The organism is Maridesulfovibrio salexigens DSM 2638, from assembly GCF_000023445.1.
GTDB lineage: Bacteria > Desulfobacterota > Desulfovibrionia > Desulfovibrionales > Desulfovibrionaceae > Maridesulfovibrio > Maridesulfovibrio salexigens.
On sequence record NC_012881.1, the window covers coordinates 1,254,868 to 1,273,743 of the forward strand.

At 45.6% G+C, this 18,876-nt stretch carries 15 protein-coding genes; 11 read left to right on the forward strand and 4 right to left on the reverse strand.

Annotation, left to right across the window (positions count from 1 at the left end):
- The first annotated feature begins 362 nt into the window (after nucleotides 1–362).
- The 11 genes from DESAL_RS05655 to DESAL_RS19665 all read left to right on the forward strand — a co-directional run bounded on the left by DESAL_RS05655 (nucleotide 363) and on the right by DESAL_RS19665 (nucleotide 13,312).
- Complete coding sequence (locus DESAL_RS05655; protein ID WP_015851009.1) at nucleotides 363–1,502, forward strand: pyridoxal-phosphate-dependent aminotransferase family protein; 1,140 nt, start codon at nucleotides 363–365, stop codon at nucleotides 1,500–1,502.
- Between the two features lie 191 nt (nucleotides 1,503–1,693).
- Nucleotides 1,694–2,140, forward strand: a complete 447-nt coding sequence (locus DESAL_RS05660) for a hypothetical protein (protein ID WP_015851010.1) — start codon at nucleotides 1,694–1,696, stop codon at nucleotides 2,138–2,140.
- A 206-nt stretch (nucleotides 2,141–2,346) separates the two neighbouring features.
- Nucleotides 2,347–3,105, forward strand: coding sequence for a substrate-binding periplasmic protein (locus DESAL_RS05665; protein ID WP_015851011.1), 759 nt, complete (start codon nucleotides 2,347–2,349; stop codon nucleotides 3,103–3,105).
- A gap of 339 nt (nucleotides 3,106–3,444) precedes the next feature.
- Nucleotides 3,445–4,038, forward strand: coding sequence for a TetR/AcrR family transcriptional regulator (locus tag DESAL_RS05670; RefSeq protein WP_015851012.1), 594 nt, complete (start codon nucleotides 3,445–3,447; stop codon nucleotides 4,036–4,038).
- Nucleotides 4,039–4,051: 13 nt separating this feature from the next.
- Nucleotides 4,052–6,187, forward strand: coding sequence for a SulP family inorganic anion transporter (locus DESAL_RS05675; protein WP_015851013.1), 2,136 nt, complete (start codon nucleotides 4,052–4,054; stop codon nucleotides 6,185–6,187).
- 12 nt (nucleotides 6,188–6,199) lie between these two features.
- A complete protein-coding gene (locus DESAL_RS05680) occupies nucleotides 6,200–7,414 on the forward strand; it encodes a response regulator (protein ID WP_015851014.1) in 1,215 nt (404 codons plus the stop codon).
- Nucleotides 7,415–7,438: 24 nt separating this feature from the next.
- Entirely contained in the window at nucleotides 7,439–9,178 is a 1,740-nt protein-coding gene (locus tag DESAL_RS05685) for a sensor histidine kinase (RefSeq protein ID WP_015851015.1), read from the forward strand.
- A 3-nt stretch (nucleotides 9,179–9,181) separates the two neighbouring features.
- Entirely contained in the window at nucleotides 9,182–9,538 is a 357-nt protein-coding gene (locus DESAL_RS05690; protein ID WP_015851016.1) for a response regulator transcription factor, read from the forward strand.
- Nucleotides 9,539–9,558: 20 nt separating this feature from the next.
- Nucleotides 9,559–10,191, forward strand: a complete 633-nt coding sequence (locus DESAL_RS05695; RefSeq protein WP_015851017.1) for a sensor histidine kinase — start codon at nucleotides 9,559–9,561, stop codon at nucleotides 10,189–10,191.
- Between the two features lie 36 nt (nucleotides 10,192–10,227).
- Nucleotides 10,228–10,656 (forward strand): response regulator, encoded by a 429-nt coding sequence (locus tag DESAL_RS05700; RefSeq protein WP_015851018.1) that lies wholly within the window; start codon nucleotides 10,228–10,230, stop codon nucleotides 10,654–10,656.
- 253 nt (nucleotides 10,657–10,909) lie between these two features.
- Nucleotides 10,910–13,312, forward strand: coding sequence for a methyl-accepting chemotaxis protein (locus DESAL_RS19665; protein ID WP_015851019.1), 2,403 nt, complete (start codon nucleotides 10,910–10,912; stop codon nucleotides 13,310–13,312).
- A 62-nt stretch (nucleotides 13,313–13,374) separates the two neighbouring features.
- Here DESAL_RS19665 and DESAL_RS05710 read toward each other — a convergent pair whose 3' ends face one another.
- The 4 genes from DESAL_RS05710 to DESAL_RS05725 form a co-directional block, all read right to left on the reverse strand.
- Nucleotides 13,375–14,505, reverse strand: a complete 1,131-nt coding sequence (locus tag DESAL_RS05710) for an AAA family ATPase (protein WP_015851020.1) — start codon at nucleotides 14,503–14,505, stop codon at nucleotides 13,375–13,377.
- Nucleotides 14,506–14,605: 100 nt separating this feature from the next.
- Entirely contained in the window at nucleotides 14,606–16,948 is a 2,343-nt protein-coding gene (gene hypF, locus DESAL_RS05715; protein ID WP_015851021.1) for a carbamoyltransferase HypF, read from the reverse strand.
- A 105-nt stretch (nucleotides 16,949–17,053) separates the two neighbouring features.
- On the reverse strand, nucleotides 17,054–17,986 hold the full coding sequence (locus tag DESAL_RS05720; RefSeq protein ID WP_015851022.1) for a DUF362 domain-containing protein: 933 nt from the start codon (nucleotides 17,984–17,986) through the stop codon (nucleotides 17,054–17,056).
- Nucleotides 17,976–18,866 carry a hypothetical protein gene (locus DESAL_RS05725; RefSeq protein WP_157046925.1) on the reverse strand — a complete coding sequence of 297 codons (891 nt, stop codon included), beginning with the start codon at nucleotides 18,864–18,866 and terminating at the stop codon, nucleotides 17,976–17,978. Before DESAL_RS05725 ends, DESAL_RS05720 begins: the two co-directional genes overlap by 11 nt.
- Nucleotides 18,867–18,876: the final 10 nt, after the last annotated feature.

The following is an 18,876-nucleotide window of genomic DNA, read 5'->3' on the forward strand; positions in this document are numbered from 1 at the left end:
AAATAATGATTTTTATCAGCTTGTAAATTTAAGCTTAGATACTTAAATCCCTGAATTTCTATGCAATATTTTATGATGCAGAGGATTAAGGAATGCAAGATAGATTTTGCTTTTCCGGCTGAAAACGTCTTTTGCGCTGAGAAGCGGGAGACCTATAATGATGGGCCGGACTTCATTAGATATAATGGCGGTACCGCCGATTGTAAAGGTCTGTATGCGGTTAATGCTTGACATAAAAGGTGGAAGTGAATGATTATTTCTGCCTCCATATTTCTCACTTTTGATCGTTTCTTAAACTTCATTTCGAAATTCGTAATATAAATCTAAAAAATTAATAAATTTGAAAAAGAGAGGGCCTATTAATGATCGGTGACGATTTTGCAGAACTCAAACTTTTTATAACCGGCCCCATTCTTTTGCGCGAAGAAGTGCGTAAAGCCGGGCTTCTTCCTGAATTCGGACACCGGGATGCAGAAAATCCTAAGCGTTTCGAACCAATCATGCGCAATCTTAAAACTATTGCCGGAAATCCTGAAGGATATAGTCCGGTTATATTCAATGGTTCCGGTACCAATGTGCTCGAAGCCTCCATTCGCTCACTTGTTGCGGATTCCGATAAGGTGCTGAATGTTTCTGTCGGCGCATTTGGTGATCTTTACCACAAGCTGGCTGTTGTTAACGGTAAGAATGCTGTTCAGCTTAAATTCCCCTATGGTCAGGCTATCAGTTTGGAAAAATTGGAAGAAGCCCTCAAAGAACATAAGCCCAATGTGGTTACTTTCACTCATAACGAAACCTCGACCGGTGTAATCAACGATGTTGTTGCGGTTTGCGAAATGATTCGTGCTCATGGAGCTGCCCCGATCATTGATGCTGTTTCGATTTTTGGAGGTGCACCAACATTTATTAATGAATGCAGACCGCTCATGTACTGCACCTCTACCCAGAAATCTCTGGGACTGCCTGCAGGATTCGGTATCGGTTTTGTTTGCGAGGAGGCTTTACAGAAAGCTGAGTCCGTTGCGAACCGAGGATACACCACTGACATTATCGCTCAGGTCGGTAAGGCCAAGATCAACCAGACCCTTACTACCCCCAACGGCACTCTCGCTAACCAGATGTGTGTGCAGTTGGACTATATAGTTAATGATGAGACTGTAGCAGGTCGATTCAAGCGTCATGAAGATATGCGTACTATTGCCCATAAATGGGCTGAGACAATGGACGGCTACGAACTTTTCGCACAGGAAGGCTTTCGCTCTCCCAGCCTGACCACTTTCAAAACTCCTTCTCATATGAGTATTGATAAGCTTAAGGAAGTGAAAGAGCTCATGCGCGGGCATGGTTACCTGTTTGATCCGGGATACGGCAAGATTAACAAAGAGCTGGAAGAGCAGGGCGAATCCCCAATCTTCCGTGTAGGACATATGGCAGATATTCAACCGGAAATGGTTGAGGAATATCTTGATGTTCTTGGCGGAGTGCTGAAGGTATTTAAGTAGTCCAGATAAATTGATTTGAATTCAAAGCCCTGATCTGCGTGAGCGGATCAGGGCTTTTTTGTGTTTAATTATAAATGATATTTTTTAAATAATTATTTTGCTGTTATGTCTAAAGACTTTCTAGATATGCCCGATAAAAGTTTAATTGGAATTGTTCTAATAAGTGTAAACTTTAAATTTAGGAGTTTTGAATGAGAGTTTTAAAAATTGTTGTGATGACTTGTATTGTGTCGATGATGTTGTGCTCTGCAGCGATTGCTGGGAGTGGGAAAGCCATTGTTCCGTTTTGGTTGGCGGTTCAAGATCAGTATGGGGGAAATGAGGTGACTACAATTAACATAAGTAATATCTCAAAAAGTGATCTTATCGTGAAAGTGACAGTTTATAATAAAGATTCATCGATTAAGACTGACTATGTTACCTTGGACAATTTTATGAATAGTAATACTGAAATTGGTGCAGGTAAATCGGCAATAGTACGTATTGAAGCAATGGGGCAGGGGTATTCCCATGAATATGGCTATGCGGTAATTGAGTGGGAAAACAAGAATCTCGAAGATGACATTGTTGGTTTAATAGCACAAGGTGGGGTAAATTCTTCTCAGGCAATTATCATTAATAATGGGTTACCTTTTTAGTTAGTAAAAAACATTATCATGCATTTATTTGGCCTCGCGAAAGCGGGGCCTTTTTTTAGGTAAACATACTAAATATAAGATAACTATTTGGATATTATCCGAGCAGATTAGCCATAAATTAGAGTCGCATTTTAAAAATAATGTTATTTTTATGTGGCTGTGTTATAAAGTGGTGGCTGTGTGAATTTTTATAAAGGGTGGGCGTGATGTTTAAATATGTTTTAAGTGCATTCTTCTTGGTGATGTCTCTATTGATGGTTGGAGTTTTGCCCTCCTTTGCTAAACATAAAACACTTACCCTCGTAACTCATAAGCCGATAACTAATCCTGACGGATTGTATTTAAACCTTGTTTACACGGAAGTTTTCAATCGTCTTGGAATAATACTTAATTACAAAGTATATCCAGCCAAGCGGTGTGAATTGTTGCTGGATGCAGGAGAGGTTGATGGTGATTTTTCACGTATATACAGCTATGGGGATTCTAAGCCCGATTTAATCAGGGTTGAAGAGCCGCACTGGGAATCTGGTTTTATTGCTGTGGCCATGAAACCCAATATCGAGTTGGACGGTTGGAGTAGTTTAAATGGAACGGGGTATAGGACTGTTTACCGTAGAGGAATCAAAGGGTGTGAGGTTAATCTTCCCAGGTATGTTAAACGAAGAAAGCTGGATAAGGTCGCCAGTATCTCAAGTGGATTTCAGAAACTAATTCGTAGCTGGGCAGATGTGTACATCGGGGCGGAAATGGATGTCATGAGTGCTTTGGATTCTGATGAGTTCAGAGACAGTGGTTTAAAGATCGTTGGGGTCATGGATAAATTTACCGCGCATTTGTACTTGCATAAGAAAAATAAGCATCTTGCGCCGAAGGTTGCCGCAATTTTGCGTTCAATGAAGGCTGAAGGTTTGTTGGATAAATATAAAGAACAGGCTGGCCTTAAGTCATACATTGAAAGTAGGTAGCAAAAAAAGTAATTGATACATATTCTAAAGTGAGTTCGAGAAGCCCATTTTTTGGGCTTTTTTTTGTGGTGTGCACTCAGTTTTTCTTGCAAAAACGAAAAAAATTTGTCAATTAAAACCGAGTGGTGACTCAGTTTTAAGGATAAAAATGAGTTATGTGAAAAAAATATCATGTCGATTTTAGGGTTAAAAATACATAAAAACACAAATATTAAAAATATTTATAATGTTATTTGTGTCATATTTGTGAAAAAATGGACGGGTTGACATTGAACCCGGATACAGATTATTTTAGATTCCGACTGAGTGCTCAGTCGGTTTTTTCAAAGAGGAGAAACAATGACCAAGATGTCCAAAAAGAAGGCGGCAATTCTGGAGGCTGCCACCATCCTATTCGCTAATAAGGGTTTTGCAGACACTTCCATGCAGGAATTGTCCAAGATGACCGGAGCGGCGGAAGGAACCATTTTCTATCACTTCAAGAATAAGGAGCATCTCCTGTTGACGATCCTTGAGGCAACCAAGGCTCGTATATTGGAGGAGTTCGAGGCTCATATGGATCAGCATCAGCCTGGAACCGGTATTGAAGAGATGGAAGAGGTGGTTGCGTTTTACCTTCTTCTTGCTGGACGGATGGAATATCAGTTTCTGCTTCTGCACCGACATTTTCTTTATCAGTTCGCCGAAAGCCGACCTGAATTCCGGGAAAACCTCGAAGCCATCTATAACTGTCTGGTCATACTTTTTGAACAGGCTATCCAGAAGGGGTTGGATGATGGCTCCATCGGCGAGGTCAACCCCCGGAAGAGTGCACTCATCATTTTCACGATGGTCGATGGTTTAGTGAGATTCAAGAATTTTAATCTCTACGATGCGGGTGCTCTGTTCAATGACTTGATTGAGTCCATCCGTAGGATGTTGAAACCTAACTAGGGGTGTTTATCTCATGCTTACTAGAATTTTTCCTTTTCTGGGCTGGTTCAAAAAGTACAGCGGAGCGGCTTTTAGAGCGGACATCATTTCCGGTCTGACCGTTGCACTGGTTCTTATTCCCCAGTCCATGGCGTATGCGCAGCTTGCAGGTATGCCTGCTTACTACGGTCTTTACGCCTCTCTGCTTCCTCCCATGGTGGCAGCGTTGTTCGGCTCCAGCCGTCAGCTCGCTACCGGTCCCGTTGCTGTTGTATCCCTTATGACCGCAGCTTCCCTTGAGCCTCTGGCAACCGCAGGTAGTGAAGGCTATATCGCCTATGCATTGCTGCTGGCACTGCTGGTAGGTGTCTTCCAGTTCCTGCTCGGCGTTTTGCGCCTCGGTCTGGTTGTTAACTTCCTGTCTCACCCGGTTGTTAACGGTTTTACCAACGCAGCGGCTATCATTATTGCCTCTTCTCAGCTTTCAAAAATGTTCGGCGTTTACGTGGACAAAGCTGAGCTCCATTTTGAAACAATTATGAGAGTAATTAAGGGAGCAATGCATTATACCCACCTACCTACTTTGGGTATGGGGATTCTGGCCTTCGCCATCATGGTCGGGCTGAAGCGGGTTAACCCAAAGATTCCAAACGTACTTTGTGCTGTTGTAATCACCACTCTGCTTTCATGGGCTACCGGCTTTAACCATGATGCGAGAGTTGATATCTCCGCTATTCAGGATGCTGAGGTACAGACCCTTATTGCTGATTTCAATAAGTCTGTTACCGGCATTGAAGACCTTGCGGTTAAACGTACTGAAATTGCGGCCCTTGAAGATAAGGCCAAGGCAGATAAAAACCAGATCGGTTACTACGATGCAGAGCATGATCTTGCGGTAGTTAATTATCAGGTTAATGTTCTTAAGCATAAATCCCATGAACTGCGCGCTTCTTTGCGTCATCTCCTCTTTGACGGTGTAGAGCAGGTCGATGGCTCCATGACTTTCTACGTACAGGGTAAAGCTCCCGAGGGTGTAACCACCGATGGGCGTACCTGGCGTGTAAAAGTTGGGAACAAATTACTCGACACCGCTTCTTTGAAAATGATGGGCGGCGGGGCTGTTGTCGGAAACGTTCCTTCAGGCTTTCCCGCAATTGCGGTTCCCTCTCTTGATCTTAAGGTTATCCTTAAGCTGCTTCCTTTCGCAGTTATCATTTCTCTGCTTGGTTTCATGGAAGCTATCTCTATTGCAAAGGCTATGGCTGCCAAAACCGGCCAGAGACTTGACCCTAACCAGGAACTTATCGGTCAGGGGCTTGCCAACATGCTTGGTGCTTGCGGTTCTGCATACCCTGCTTCCGGTTCGTTCTCCCGTTCCGCAGTTAACCTGCAGGCTGGTGCTGTAACCGGACTTTCCAGTGTATTTACCTCCGCCATTGTGGCCGTAACCCTGCTGTTTTTCACTCCGCTGCTGTACCATCTGCCGCAGGCTGTTCTGGCTGCCGTTATCATGATGGCTGTTATCGGACTGATCAACGCATCCGGTTTTATCCACGCATGGAAGGCCCAGAAATATGACGGAGCTATCTCAATTATTTCATTTATTGCAACTCTTGCCTTTGCACCGCACCTTGATAAGGGTATCATGATTGGTGTGGCTCTTTCGCTTGGCGTGTTTCTTTATAAGAGTATGCGTCCGCGCGTTTCAAGCCTGTCAAAGGGAGAGGATGAAGTGTTGTGTGATGCAAGTATTCATGGTCTGCGTGAGTGTGATCATATCGCGATTGTCCGTTTTGGCGGTCCCCTGTTCTTCGCAAACGCTAGTTTTCTTGAAGACCAGATTACCGATCGTCTGATGAATATGCCTAAGTTGAAGCATATCATTCTTGTTTGCAGCGGTATTAACGATATTGACGCATCCGGCGAAGAAGCTCTTTCCTTGATTGTTGATACTGTCAGAAGCGGTGGAAGAGATATCTCTCTTTCTGGCGTAAATGAGAGTGTTATGGATGTGCTTGAAAGGACTCATTTGCTTGAGAAAATCGGAAAAGATCATGTGTTTGCAGATACCGACAGTGCTCTTTGCAGAACCCATGCTCAAGCTCATCATGATGGTACTGAGGATGATTGTCCGCTCACAACATATTGCCGTGTTCGCGGTAACGCCTAGTGGAGGTTGCTAATGTCTGATCTATTTATCTTCAGCGGTCTGTTTTGTCAGGCTGATGCCATTGTAAAACGCTTGATAGATGACATTAATTTCAAGCTGGTTACAGATGGTGACCTCGTTGCTGATGCTGCAGCGCTTGGAGGAATGAGTGAAAAGGCCATAATTAAGGCTTTTTCTCCCAAGACTTCGATTTTCAATAAATTCAGCCATGAAAAAGAACGTGCTATTTCCTGGCTTCGTTTGGCTCTTGCTCAGAAACTTGCCGAAGGTCAGGCTCTGCTTGTATCTGGAATGGTTACTCAGCTTTTGTCTCAGGAAATCAGCCATATTCTCAAGGTTTGCATTATCGATGACTTGCAGAAGAGGGTGGAAATTGCTCGTAATGAGTCCGGTCTTTCCAAAAGTGAGGCTGAAAAAGAAATTCATCATAGTGATGAAGAGCGTGCCATATGGGTTCGCGACATAACCGGGAACAATGATCCCTGGTCTTCATCTCTCTACGATATGATTATCCCTGCAGATAAAACCGGTGCCGATGAATCCGTAGCTTTGATTAAAGAACAGCTGAACAACGCAGCTGTAGAGGTTACTGAAGCATCCAAAAAGGCTGTTCAGGATTTCCTGCTTGCTGCTCAGGTTGAGACTGCGTTGGTAACCAAAGGACATAATGTTCTCGTCAGTGCAAAAGAAGGCAAGGTAACTCTCGCCATTAATAAAAAAGTGCTCATGGTTGACCGCCTTGAGAAGGATCTGCGCGAAATAGCCGAACCTCTGGAAGGCGTGAAGAGCGTGGATGTGACCTTCGGCAAGGAATACTATGAGGCTGATATCTATCGCCGCATGGATTTCGAACTTCCTTCCCGTGTCCTGCTGGTTGACGATGAGCGTGAATTTGTTAAGACCCTCTCTGAACGTTTGCTGCTTCGTGACCTCGGTTCCGCAGTCGTTTACGACGGTGAGTCCGCACTTGATGTTGTTAAGGATGATGAGCCTGAAGTAATGATTCTTGACCTGAAGATGCCCGGCATCGACGGTATTGAGGTTCTGCGTCGTGTTAAATCCGACCGTCCCAACATTGAAGTTATCATCCTTACCGGTCACGGTTCCGAAGACGATCGCAAGACCTGTATGGAACTCGGCGCGTTCGCTTATCTGAATAAGCCTGTGGATATCGATGTTCTCAGCAAGACTCTTAAGGATGCTTACGCCAAAGTGCGTAACGCTTAATAACTAACCTCTCCGGGGCGGGACATGAACATAAAGGGAATATTCAAGCCGGAATTCTGGGATGCGGACCCCAAGTCCGCAGGACCTTACAAGCAGCTGTTTGACTACAAGCGAATCTGGCAGCTTTGTATTGGAATCCTTGTTGCGGTATCTCTTGTTCCCATTTTGATTATGGCTTCCATCGATTTCAGCGTCACCCGGGGAGCGATTATATCTGAAAATACCCTGGAGGCGGCTAGGACTACGTCCAATACCCGCCGTTCGGTTTCTTACTTTCTGGAGGAGCGGAAATCAGCATTACAGCTGCTGGTTGAAATGCATGATTTCCGCTCTTTCCATGATCCTGAGAAACTGGGTGAGATGCTGAGTTCATTGAAAAAAAGTTTCGGTGGATTCATTGATCTCGGTGTTATTAACAAAGCTGGTAAGCAGGTTGCCTATGTTGGTCCTTACAATCTTGAGGGCCGGGAATATGCAGGACAGGACTGGTTCGAGCAGACTGTGGAGCAGGGCATTTACATCAGTGAAGTCTTTCTGGGATTTCGAGATAGCCCGCACCTTGTCATCGCCTTAAAGCATATGCTTGACGAGAAGACCAACCATTTCAAGATTCTGCGTGCTACTCTCGATACCAAGCAGTTTAACGGAATTCTGTCTTCATTGGTTCTTTCTGCCGGGGAAGATGTCTTTCTGGTGAACAGGGAAGGGATTCTACAAACTCCATCCAAATGGAACGGTGAGATTTTCTCAAAGATAGGTTTTGAACTCCCTGAAGAATCCTTCCGTACCAAAGTGGAACAAATTTCTTATCGCAAGGGTGCTCCGGCCATGGTTGGCTACGCCTATCTTGAAAATACCCCTTTCGTACTTCTCTATGTGAAGACTGAAGCCGAGTACATGGGCGGTTGGCAGAGCTCCCGCGATACGGTGACCTGGTTCACCATTATCAGTATTGCAGTCATTATTCTGGTTATGTGGGCGGTAGCTTCTTATCTGGTTGATCGTATCTACATAGCTGATATGACCCGTTCCAAGGCTTTGCAGCAGATGGAACATCATAATCGCATGGCCTCCATTGGACGTCTGGCTGCCGGGGTGGCTCACGAGATCAATAACCCCTTGGCTATCATCAATGAAAAAGCCGGACTGCTTAAAGATCTTTTTACTTTCAGCAAGGCTTACGATGCTGATGAGCGGGTTATAGGACTCGTGGATTCAGTTATCGGTTCTGTTGAACGTTGCGGACGGATTACCAAGCGGCTGCTGGGATTTTCCCGTCAGACCGATATGGAATTTCGTCCGGTTTATCCACGTAAGGTGATCGATACAGTTCTGAGTTTTCTGGATAAGGAAGCTGAGTATCGCTGCATTGATGTGAGTGTGGACGTGGATGATGGAATTTATGAGGTGGTCACTGATAGAGGCAAGCTTGAGCAGGTTTTACTGAACCTGATTAACAATGCCTTTCAGGCCATGAAAGACGGGGGAGCCCTTTGGATCAGGGTTGAGCGTGGAGATGAAGGGCAAGTGCTGTTTTCAGTGAAAGATAACGGATGTGGCATTCCCGAATCTGACTTGAAAAGAATTTTTGAACCGTTTTATTCAACTAAAAAACAATCAGGCGGAACCGGGCTGGGATTATCTATTACCTATGGTCTGGTGCAGGATCTTGGCGGTGAAATGAAGGTTCAGAGCCAGCTGGGTAAAGGTACTGAGTTCAGCTTCATGCTGCCTGTTGTTCCCAATATAAATGGGGAGAGTTAGTCGATGAAGATTTTATTGGTTGATGATGAATCAGAACTGGTTTCAGCGTTGGCGGAAAGACTTTCCTTTAGGGGATTTGATGCTGATTGGGCCTGTTCCGGGGCGGAAGCAATAGATAAAGTTAAAAATAATGAATACGATCTCGCGGTTTTGGATGTGAAAATGCCTCGTATGAGCGGGCTGGAGCTCCGGGCCGAGCTGAACAATATTCGTTCAGGTATGAAATATATTTTTCTTTCGGGCCACGGTTCGGAAGATGATTACAAGGCGGGAGCGGCCGAAGCAGAGTGTTATCTGGTCAAGCCCGTTAAGATTGAAGAGCTGGTGGAAAAGATCAATCTGGCTCTGGGATCTAAATAAACATCCACAAGGAGTATCGCATGGGAGCATCAGCACAGCATAAAGACCGTGACGGACTCTGCTTTTTCGGGCAGATCAGCGCGGCTATTTCCCATGACCTCAAGAATGTCTTGGCAATCATCAATGAAGATGCCGGCCTGTTGCAGGATTTTTCACTCATGGCTGCGCAGGGCATGGAACTTGATCCCCAACGGCTGATTAAGTTGGCTGAGAAAATTCAGGGGCAGGTCAAAAGAGGTGACGGAATCATCAAAAACATGAATCGGTTTGCGCATAGTGTGGACCTTCCGGTATGTGATGTTGATTTCCGCGAACTCACGGAACTGGTTATTTCCCTGTTGACCCGCATGGCCTCACGTAAGTGTGTCACTGTCACTCTCAAAGAAGGTGAACAGGTCAACGGCAAGGGCGACCCGTTTACTATCCAGATGCTCATGGCTAAAGCTCTTGAGTATTCTATGGATAGTGCCGGCAGGGATGGAAAACTTGGCATCGAGGTAAGCTCTGTAGGTGGCGTTAATGCCGTAGCAATTTCAGGATTGAGTGAAGTCCTTTCTGAAGAACAACTTGCAGAGCTTGAATCAATTTCCGTTAAAGCGGGTGCTAAATCCGCATATGTCCAGCAGGACAATATATTAACTCTTAATTTTTAATTACTTTAAACTGCTTCATGCAGGTGGAGAGAAAAGATGGCAGAAAAAGTACTTCTGGTTGATGACGAAAAGGAATTTGTTGAAGGTTTGGCTGAACGTATGGAACTGCGCGGTATGAATGTAACCGCATGTACCAATCCGCAGGAAGCTCTCGACAAGGTTGATTCTGAAACTTTCGATGCAATTGTACTCGATCTCCAGATGCCCGGAATCGATGGTATCGAAGCCCTTAAGCACATCAGAAAGTCCAGACCCGAAATGCAGGTTATCCTGCTTAGCGGTCACGCAACCGTAGAGAAAGGCATTGAGGCAATGAAACTCGGCGCGATGGATTTTGTTGAAAAGCCTGCCGACATCAACGTGTTGACCGACAAGATCAAGAAAGCACAGGCTAAGAAGATGATCCTCGTGGAAGAAAAGACCGAGGAAAAAGTTAAGGATATTCTGAGCCACAAGGGCTGGTAAACTAAATAGTATATTACTGACTATAAACAAAAAAAGCCCCCTACTCTTTTGGAGTAGGGGGCTTTTTTTGTTTATGTTCATCAGTGGATGTTTATATCTGTCGTATTTATAGGCTGTTATGAGTCGAATCACCGGTGAGGGAAAAATTATAACACGATTTGTTTTGCTCCGGCAGAATGGCTGTGCTAGAGCTCCGGACAATTTGCTTCTCACAGAAGTGGTATACTTATAATTATTATACAAAGAGGTTAGAATGTTAAAAATACGTACTCAACTTATTCTGGGGTTCGGAGCTGTCCTTACCCTGCTTCTAGTTCTAGGAGGAAGCACCTATGTTCTGAATTTGAAAAGTATAGCAACTTCCAAAGAGATTGCTGAGGACGATGTTCCGGGTGCGATCTGTTATCTTCTGCTACTTGATAAAATTGGTGATATGCAGACCTGTGTTCTGGAATATTTGTCTGGTGAAGTCGAAGAGGCTCAGGGGTTTAAAGAAAACCATAGGGAATTGAATTCGCGCTTTGCGGCTTTAGTCAAACTGGAGTCAAATCATTCCGAAGAAGTTGCAAAGGTTAAACAGATATCGGGACTTATAGATTCTTTTGCAGATTCTGCAGAGAGGGAAGTTTTTCGAGCCTACAATCCCGAAACGGAAAAGTGGGCTTACGGCAAAGCGAAAGAAATTGAAGAAACTCTGGGTACTGAGTTGGAAGATATTCTGGATCGGTTAAAAGACGAAGAATATGAAAACGGGATGAAGGCCGCCAGCATTGATGAGATAAGAAACCAGTTTTTACCAGGCTTGAAATACTATTATGAAATGGTTGATGAGACAGAGGATATGCTTGGCTCAATCAGAGGTTATGTCTCTGGGACAGAAACCAAGAAATCTTTCGAAAAAGATGCAGATTCGTTTCGTGCGTTTCTTAAAGAAATAAAGAAATTCGATCATGCGCCTGAAGAGCTGGTCGAATTTGAACGTATAGAAAAAATATTTCTGGCAATAGAATCTGAAGCGCAGAATATTTTTAACAAGTATGATCCACAGTCCCGCCAGCGTGCGATTGATGCCGCCGATGTCATGGAAAATGATATTTTCGACAAGTTGGAAACTATCTTGGACACTTCTGCACACGAAGAAGTTGCGGAAGCAAAAACTGCACTTTTTGATTTAGAGGATTCTTTAAATAAAGTGAATTTGGTGGTGATTGTTGTAACTGCTGTTTCATTTTTGCTCGGTGTAATAATCACTTTGTTGATCACCAGACGCCTCAACTGTCAACTCGGAGGAATCCGTGACTTTGCCGGTAAGGTTGCAGCCGGAGATCTGAATGCTAAGCTTGAGGGTGATCATCCCGCAGAGTTGGAGTCAGTTAAGGTTGAAATTGAACGGATGGTAATTAATCTCAAGCAGCGTTTGGGCTATGCTCAGGGTGTACTGGACGGAATCTCTGCACGTTTTCCTGTATTGACTCTTGATTCCGATGGAAAAATTAATTTCACAAACAAGATGTTGCTGGATGCGTACGGGCATAGCGGAAGTCCTGAATCCTATAAGGGTAAAATGCTTTCCGCCATTGATGCCGATTACCATAATTCTCCTGTTTTGGAGGCTTTGAAATCGCGTCGGATGGCACAGCAGGAATTGACTGTTCGAGCCGGTAATGAGGATCATATCCTAGAAGTAAACGCCAACCCAGTTTTTGATTTGGATAACAATCTAATGGGAGTCTTCTGTGTCTTTTATGATCTTACTCCCATTAGAAAACAGCAGAAAGAAATTGAAGATAAAAACATATTGATGGCGGATATTGCAGAGCAGGCAACAGGAATAACCGATCTGGTTTCCCGTGAGTCCGATAAGTTGGCTGTGCAGGTCTCTCAAACAAGTCAGGGCGCGCTTCGCCAGAGTGACCGTACTTCTGAAACTGCTACGGCTATGGAAGAGATGAATGCCACTGTCATTGAGGTGGCCCGCAATGCCTCGGATGCAGCACATAATGCATCATCTGCAAGGGATGCTGCTTCCAGCGGAGCAGACATGATTCAGAGTCTGATTTCATCCATTACTGATGTTTATGCCGAGATGGATCTTCTGCGCAATAATATGGATGATCTCGGTACTCAGGCACAGGACATCGGAGCGATCATTACCGTGATCGAAGATATCTCTGACCAGACTAACCTGCTGGCATTGAATGCTGCTATTGAGGCTGCCCGTGCTGGGGAGGCCGGACGCGGTTTTGCCGTGGTTGCGGACGAAGTACGCAAGCTGGCAGAAAAGAGTATGGATGCCACCAAGGAAGTTGCTCAGGCTATCTCAAATATTCAGATCGGAACTACGGCGAGCATAGAAGCCACCGGAAATGCGACCCAATCCGTTGAGCACAGCACAAAGCTTGCTGAGGAATCCGGCAAAGTTCTTGATTCTATTGTGGGAATTGTCGGTGAAACCGCGGTTCAGGTAGAATCCATTGCTGCTGCCAGTGAAGAACAGTCCGCAGCCAGTGAAGAAGTTACTCATGCTATGGATGAGATAAACACAATCTCAGGTGAGACAGCTAAATCCATGCAGCATGCGGCATCGACAGTTGAATCTGTTGCCCATAACGCTCAGGAGTTGAAATCACTGATCTCACAGTTGAAGAAAAGCTAAGTTAAATGTGATTAAAGTCATCCGGCGGAGTTTTTGCTTCGCCGGATTTTTATTTTGTTCATTTAAAATGCCTGTCGCAACCAAACTCTAAAAACAGGATCAACAATCCCCCAGTGTTTGTCGGCATTCTGCTCAATCAAATCCTGTTCACTGAGAAATTTGCGGGCTGATTGTACTCCGCCGAGAGTAAGGTTGTAGGCTTGCAGGAAGCTGTTTGAAGTGAGGGCCGCTTCTCCTTCAGCAGCAATGGCGCGGAGCAGCTTGAGCTGTCCTGTACTCATTCCTTGAATGATTCCTTGATACCCGTAGCGTTCGTTTTCAAGCAGAGTATCGTATGCTTTTGCTACGTCCTGTTTGGTGCATTCTTTATCGCAGAGTTCAAAAGTTCGGTAGGCCAGAGCTTGCAGGTAATAAGGATATTGTTCGACCTTCTGCGTTATTTCTCTGGCAATGTCTTGAGAACATTTTTTACCGGCCTGCGCGAATTGTTCTACTATAAATTCTACACTTTCATCTTCCGGCAGGGGGGTGAGTTCCATCATGATTGCACTCTGGTAAAAAGGTCTGCCCCTGTTGTTGAAAATATCGAGCAGTACCCGGCGGCGGCTGCCAAGAAAAATGTATGAAGCTTTGTGGCGTTGGATGTGTTCACGAAGCAGGGCTTCTACACGAGGCTCCTTAATGTCTACTATATCCTGAAATTCATCCAGAGCAATGCAGACCTGAAAGTCTTCCTTTTCGAGGAAACTACCCACTTCATCCATTATCGTTTCGAGGGCAACTATGGGATCAAGCTGACGTTTAGCCAGTTGCACTTCTATTGATGGAATCCCGGTTACCGGATCAAATGTGAATGATGTCTGAATTGACGGGAAGTGGGCCAGCCACCTTTTTCCCTTTTCAAGTATGGATTCGTATTCATCCAGTCCGTTGATGATAGCTTTTGCTAACCTGTGTACCAGATCTTCCACTGAAACCAGTCGCATGAATTGGGCGTAAATCACGCAGATATTTTCCGAACTCAGACTGTGCTGCACGCGCTTGACCAGCGAGGTCTTGCCGTAGCGTCTGGGTGCGAAAAGAACAGCGTTCATGCCGTTTCGACCGTGACTGGTAAGTTCGCGCAATTCATCCACGCGGTTACAGAATGGTTGGTCCGGTTCCAGAATGTCGGTATGAAATGGGTTTCTCATAACTATTGTTTTTAAATTATTGTAAAGCAATAGTCAAAACTATTGTAAAACAATTATTAAAGTACAATAGTAAGGATTATTCAAAAACAATAGTTATCGACTATCCCCTGTTAAGAAGCAGCTGCCCATAAACTGCCTGTCCGAGTGAAATGCATCCGTCATTGGGCGGAAGGTAGCGGTGGACCAGTGGAGTCAAACCACGCTTTTGAAGTTCCTCTGGAAGCTCTACGGCGATGGTCAGGTTTTGCATAACCCCGCCGCTTAGACCAACTGTTTTGATTCCGGTTTGAGCGGCAATCTGCTCTGCACAATCGGCAAGTCCCACTATCAGTCCGCGATGGAAACGGCGGCTGATGATTGCTGGTGAAATTCTGTTTTGGAAATCTGTGAAAGCCTGTTTGAAAAGCTCTCCAGTGCAGATTTCGTAAGGTTCGGCTGTTTCATCTAGCGGGCAGTCATAAACTCCTTGGTCATCCATATCCTGAACCTTTTCAAGGATGATTGCCGCCTGCCCTTCGTAAGATATGGCTGGGCAGAGTTCTAGCATGGCTGAGACTGCGTCAAAAAGGCGTCCGCAACTGCTGGTCGGCGGGCAGTTAATATTCTTTTCAAGGATTTGATCAAACATTTTCAGACCGCCTTGAAATTGTTTCGGTATTGCAATCTGATCCGGGTCAAGGCCGAGGTCTTTTGCAGCTGCACGGGCAATGCGCCAGGGTTCTCGTACAGCTGCTTCTCCTCCGGGGAGGCGTAGGTGGCTAAAACGGGCAAGCCGTTTGTGCTCCAGTTTTTCGTTATCAACCAGCAGACATTCACCGCCCCAGATGGTGCGGTCTTCCCCCAGTCCGGTCCCATCTAAGGCTAGTCCCAGTGCCGGGCCCTGATGCTTGTTCTCGGCAAGTACGGAGTGGATATGGGCGTAATGGTGCTGTAATGCTGCTGTTTTGATTTCCTCTGCATGTGAAATTTCTTCGGCAAATCCTGTCGTCAGGTAATCGGGGTGTAAATCGTGGACAATAAGTTCCGGTTTAACCTTAAGGATGGATTGCAGGTGCATCCGTATTTCTTTCCAGAAATTGGCAGTCTCAAGGTTTTGCATATCACCTATATGCTGACTGCTGAATGCTTGATCTCCTTTGGTCAAACAAAGGGTGTTCTTTAGTTCCGGTCCGGTTCCCAGAACGCATGGTCCTTCCTGTGCAAGAAAAACAGGGGATGGAGTGTAACCTCTGGCTCTGCGCATGAAGACTGTGCGTGATTCAGATTCACCGTTAAATTCGGGTACAGAACGTGCTACCGAATCATCTACCCTGATAAGGATATCACGGTTATGGAAGAGGAATACGTCTACGATATGAGGCAGTCTTTTCAGGGCTTCGCGGTTACCAATGCAAATGGGAGCGGAACTCATGTTGCCTGAAGTCATAACCAGCGCTGACGGAAGATCGGAATCATTCAAGGTTGAGACATATTTAAGCAATACCTGATGCAACGGGGTGTAAGGCACCATTAAACCGATGAAGTCTGTGTCCGGTGCAATTTCCGGAGCAAGGGAATAATTATCGCCTTTGGGTGCCAGCACGATGGGGCGCTGCAAACCTTCCAGAAGTTCTATGTCGTTGTCGGTGAGGTCTGCTAGTTTGCGTGCTTCGTCAACATCGCGGACCATAACAGCCAGTGGCTTGTCGGGGCGGTTTTTACGTTCGCGCAAAGTACGCACGGCATCAGGATTGGATGCATCACATACAAGATGAAATCCGCCGAGGCCCTTCACTCCGGCGACTTTCCCGCCTGCAAGCAGTTTTGCCAGTTCGCGCAGAGCTATGCCCGGTCCGGCAAGATCATTACCCTCGTTATCGGTCAACCAGACCTTCGGTCCGCAATCAGCGCAGGCATTGGGCTGGGCATGGAAGCGGCGATCCAGCGGATCCTCATACTCTGTGCGGCAGTCATCACAAAGTTCAAAGCAGGCCATGGAAGTGACCGGACGATCATATGGAATTGATTTGGTAATTGTATAGCGCGGGCCGCAATTGGTGCAGTTGGTGAACGGGTATTCGTAGCGGCGATTCCGCGGATCATTCATGTCTGCAAAACAGTCCGGGCAGGTCGCCACATCCGGGCTTATCAGTACGCAATGTCCTTCTCCGACAGTTGAGGCCAGAATGCAGAATTGTTCTTCACCTTCGACAACTGCAAGATTTTCCTTTTCCAGCGAAACTATACGGGCCAGTCTTGGCAGGTCGTCCTTAAAGCTTTGGTCAAAGCCGTTGAGTGCATCTTCACTTCCCTGCAATTCTATGAGCACACCTTCCGGACTGTTCAGTACTGTGCCGGAAAGTTTGTGTTTGAGTGCTGTCTTGTAAACAAAGGGCCTGAAACCAACTCCCTGCACCTGTCCGGTGACAGTGAGGAGTCTTCGGGAAATTCTGTTGTCGGTCATCTTATGAAAATCACTTTGTTAATAATTTGTACAAGCTGTCAGCGCAGGTTATGAAGCATAATAAATTTTCTTGGCCCTTGGCGGATACCGAAGGTTAAATCAAAATCAACCGAATCTGCTTAGGAAGGATTTGATTCGTCCTTTTACAAAGCGGACGGGTTCAAATTCCATGGGACTCAGTTGTTCTGGAACTTTGAAATCAGTAGTGTCGAAGTCGTCAGGAGGTTCGATTACATATTTAATGTGGTCAGGATTATAGCCGTGTATCTTCTGGTGTGCGGTTTCCCGCCAGAGCAGAATCTTTTTGGGGCTTAAGCCAAGCAGCATGTATATGGCGGTATCAAGGGCATAGGGATTGGTCGATCCTGCCAGCAAACTCATGGAGTAGGGCTTGCCGCTGATCGGTCCGGTTTCATGCATAGGATAAATTGCATCCATTAAGTTAAAGGCCAAGGGCATGGATTGGACCACTTCAATGATCATCTTTTCCATTAGTCCGGGTGTTTCACCAAAGCGGGTATGAGCGTAAGCCTTGCGGAAACCTACCACTGTTCCGAACAGGTTTTTCACTGCCCCGGTGACTACGAATTGACCATGAGCCTTGAGTTTGGGGACATTTATGATCATGTCCGATTCAAGGGCATCACGCGAGATACCGATGGTTTCTCCAAAAGAAAGTTTGAGCGGGGTAGGGCGGCCGAGGCTTTTGGGTTTCAGTCCCATCTTTTTCAAGCCGTCAGTCATGCCGATGGCTTTGGAAACCTGTGCAGCACTACCGTAGCCCGGAGAGTCCGCTACTGTGATCTGCGCTCCGCAATCCTTGAGGTAACGGCAGAGCGAAAGAGTCACGTTCGGATGGGTACAGGCCAATGGATTCTTAGAGGAAACAAGATTGGGCTTAACCAGCACTTTGGTGCCGGGGTGAACTTTTAGTCCGCATTCTTCCACGGTCATAGCGACTGCCGTATCCAGAAATGTGGATTCATATTCAAGGATACGGAAAAAGGCGACAGGGATTTTCGGATTATTACTGCTCATCTGGTTTTATCTCTTTTTTGGCCGCTCGTTTAACTTTTTCCGGTTTTGTTGCTGATGGTTGGGCAGCGGGCTTCTTTGTCTGTTTTTGGCCTGGTTCCGGTTTGGGCTTGGTTGCAGCTTTTTTTCTCCCCTGCTGAGTAGTTACTTTTTTGCCTTTGTTTTGTGAAGTGGACTCTTTTACTTTTTTGGCGGAGGCTGTTTTTTTGACAGGTTTGCCGCTAGCATCCTTTTTAACCGGACGCTTTTTTGGTTCTGCTGGTTTTACAGCCTTTTTCTTTGCGTGCTCAGCCGGATTCGGTTTTGCTGCGGATTTCTGAAGGGCAGTCTTCTTTTTGAGCACTTTCTTGGCCTGCTGCTCCCCTGATGGTGCCGCAGCTTTTTTAGGACTCGGTTTTGCTGCTTGGGCCGGGGCGGATTTTTCCTTTTTCCCAGCTTTTTTTGCAGCTGTGGCGGCGGTCTCTTGTTTGAGTTTCGGTTCAGGTTTCTTTTGCAGTGCTTCTTTGTTGGTTCGCGTGCTTTTGACTTTTTGGCCCTGATCCCCTTTTTTCTTTTTTGCGGCCTTAGCTTTTGCTGCTCTTTTTTTCTTGGCGGCAAGGGCATCCTTTTGAGCATCCGATAATTCTCGGCCTAGTCTGATGCGTACGCTTTTCATGAAATCTTCAGAAGCTAGGGTACCGAAGAAAAAGAAATTGGACATATCCCAGAGGACGGCAAATAGAAGTATACCTATTGTTCCTAATGCAAGATATGCGAAGCCTGATGTTTGGCTGACCGGTAGTGCTTCTCGCAGGTTATAGGCAGGAATGAGCAGTTTTTGACGGATTTTATTGATCAGCATTTCCGCCTTATCTTGCTTTTGAGAAGCCATTGCACCGGACATTTTTTGCAGT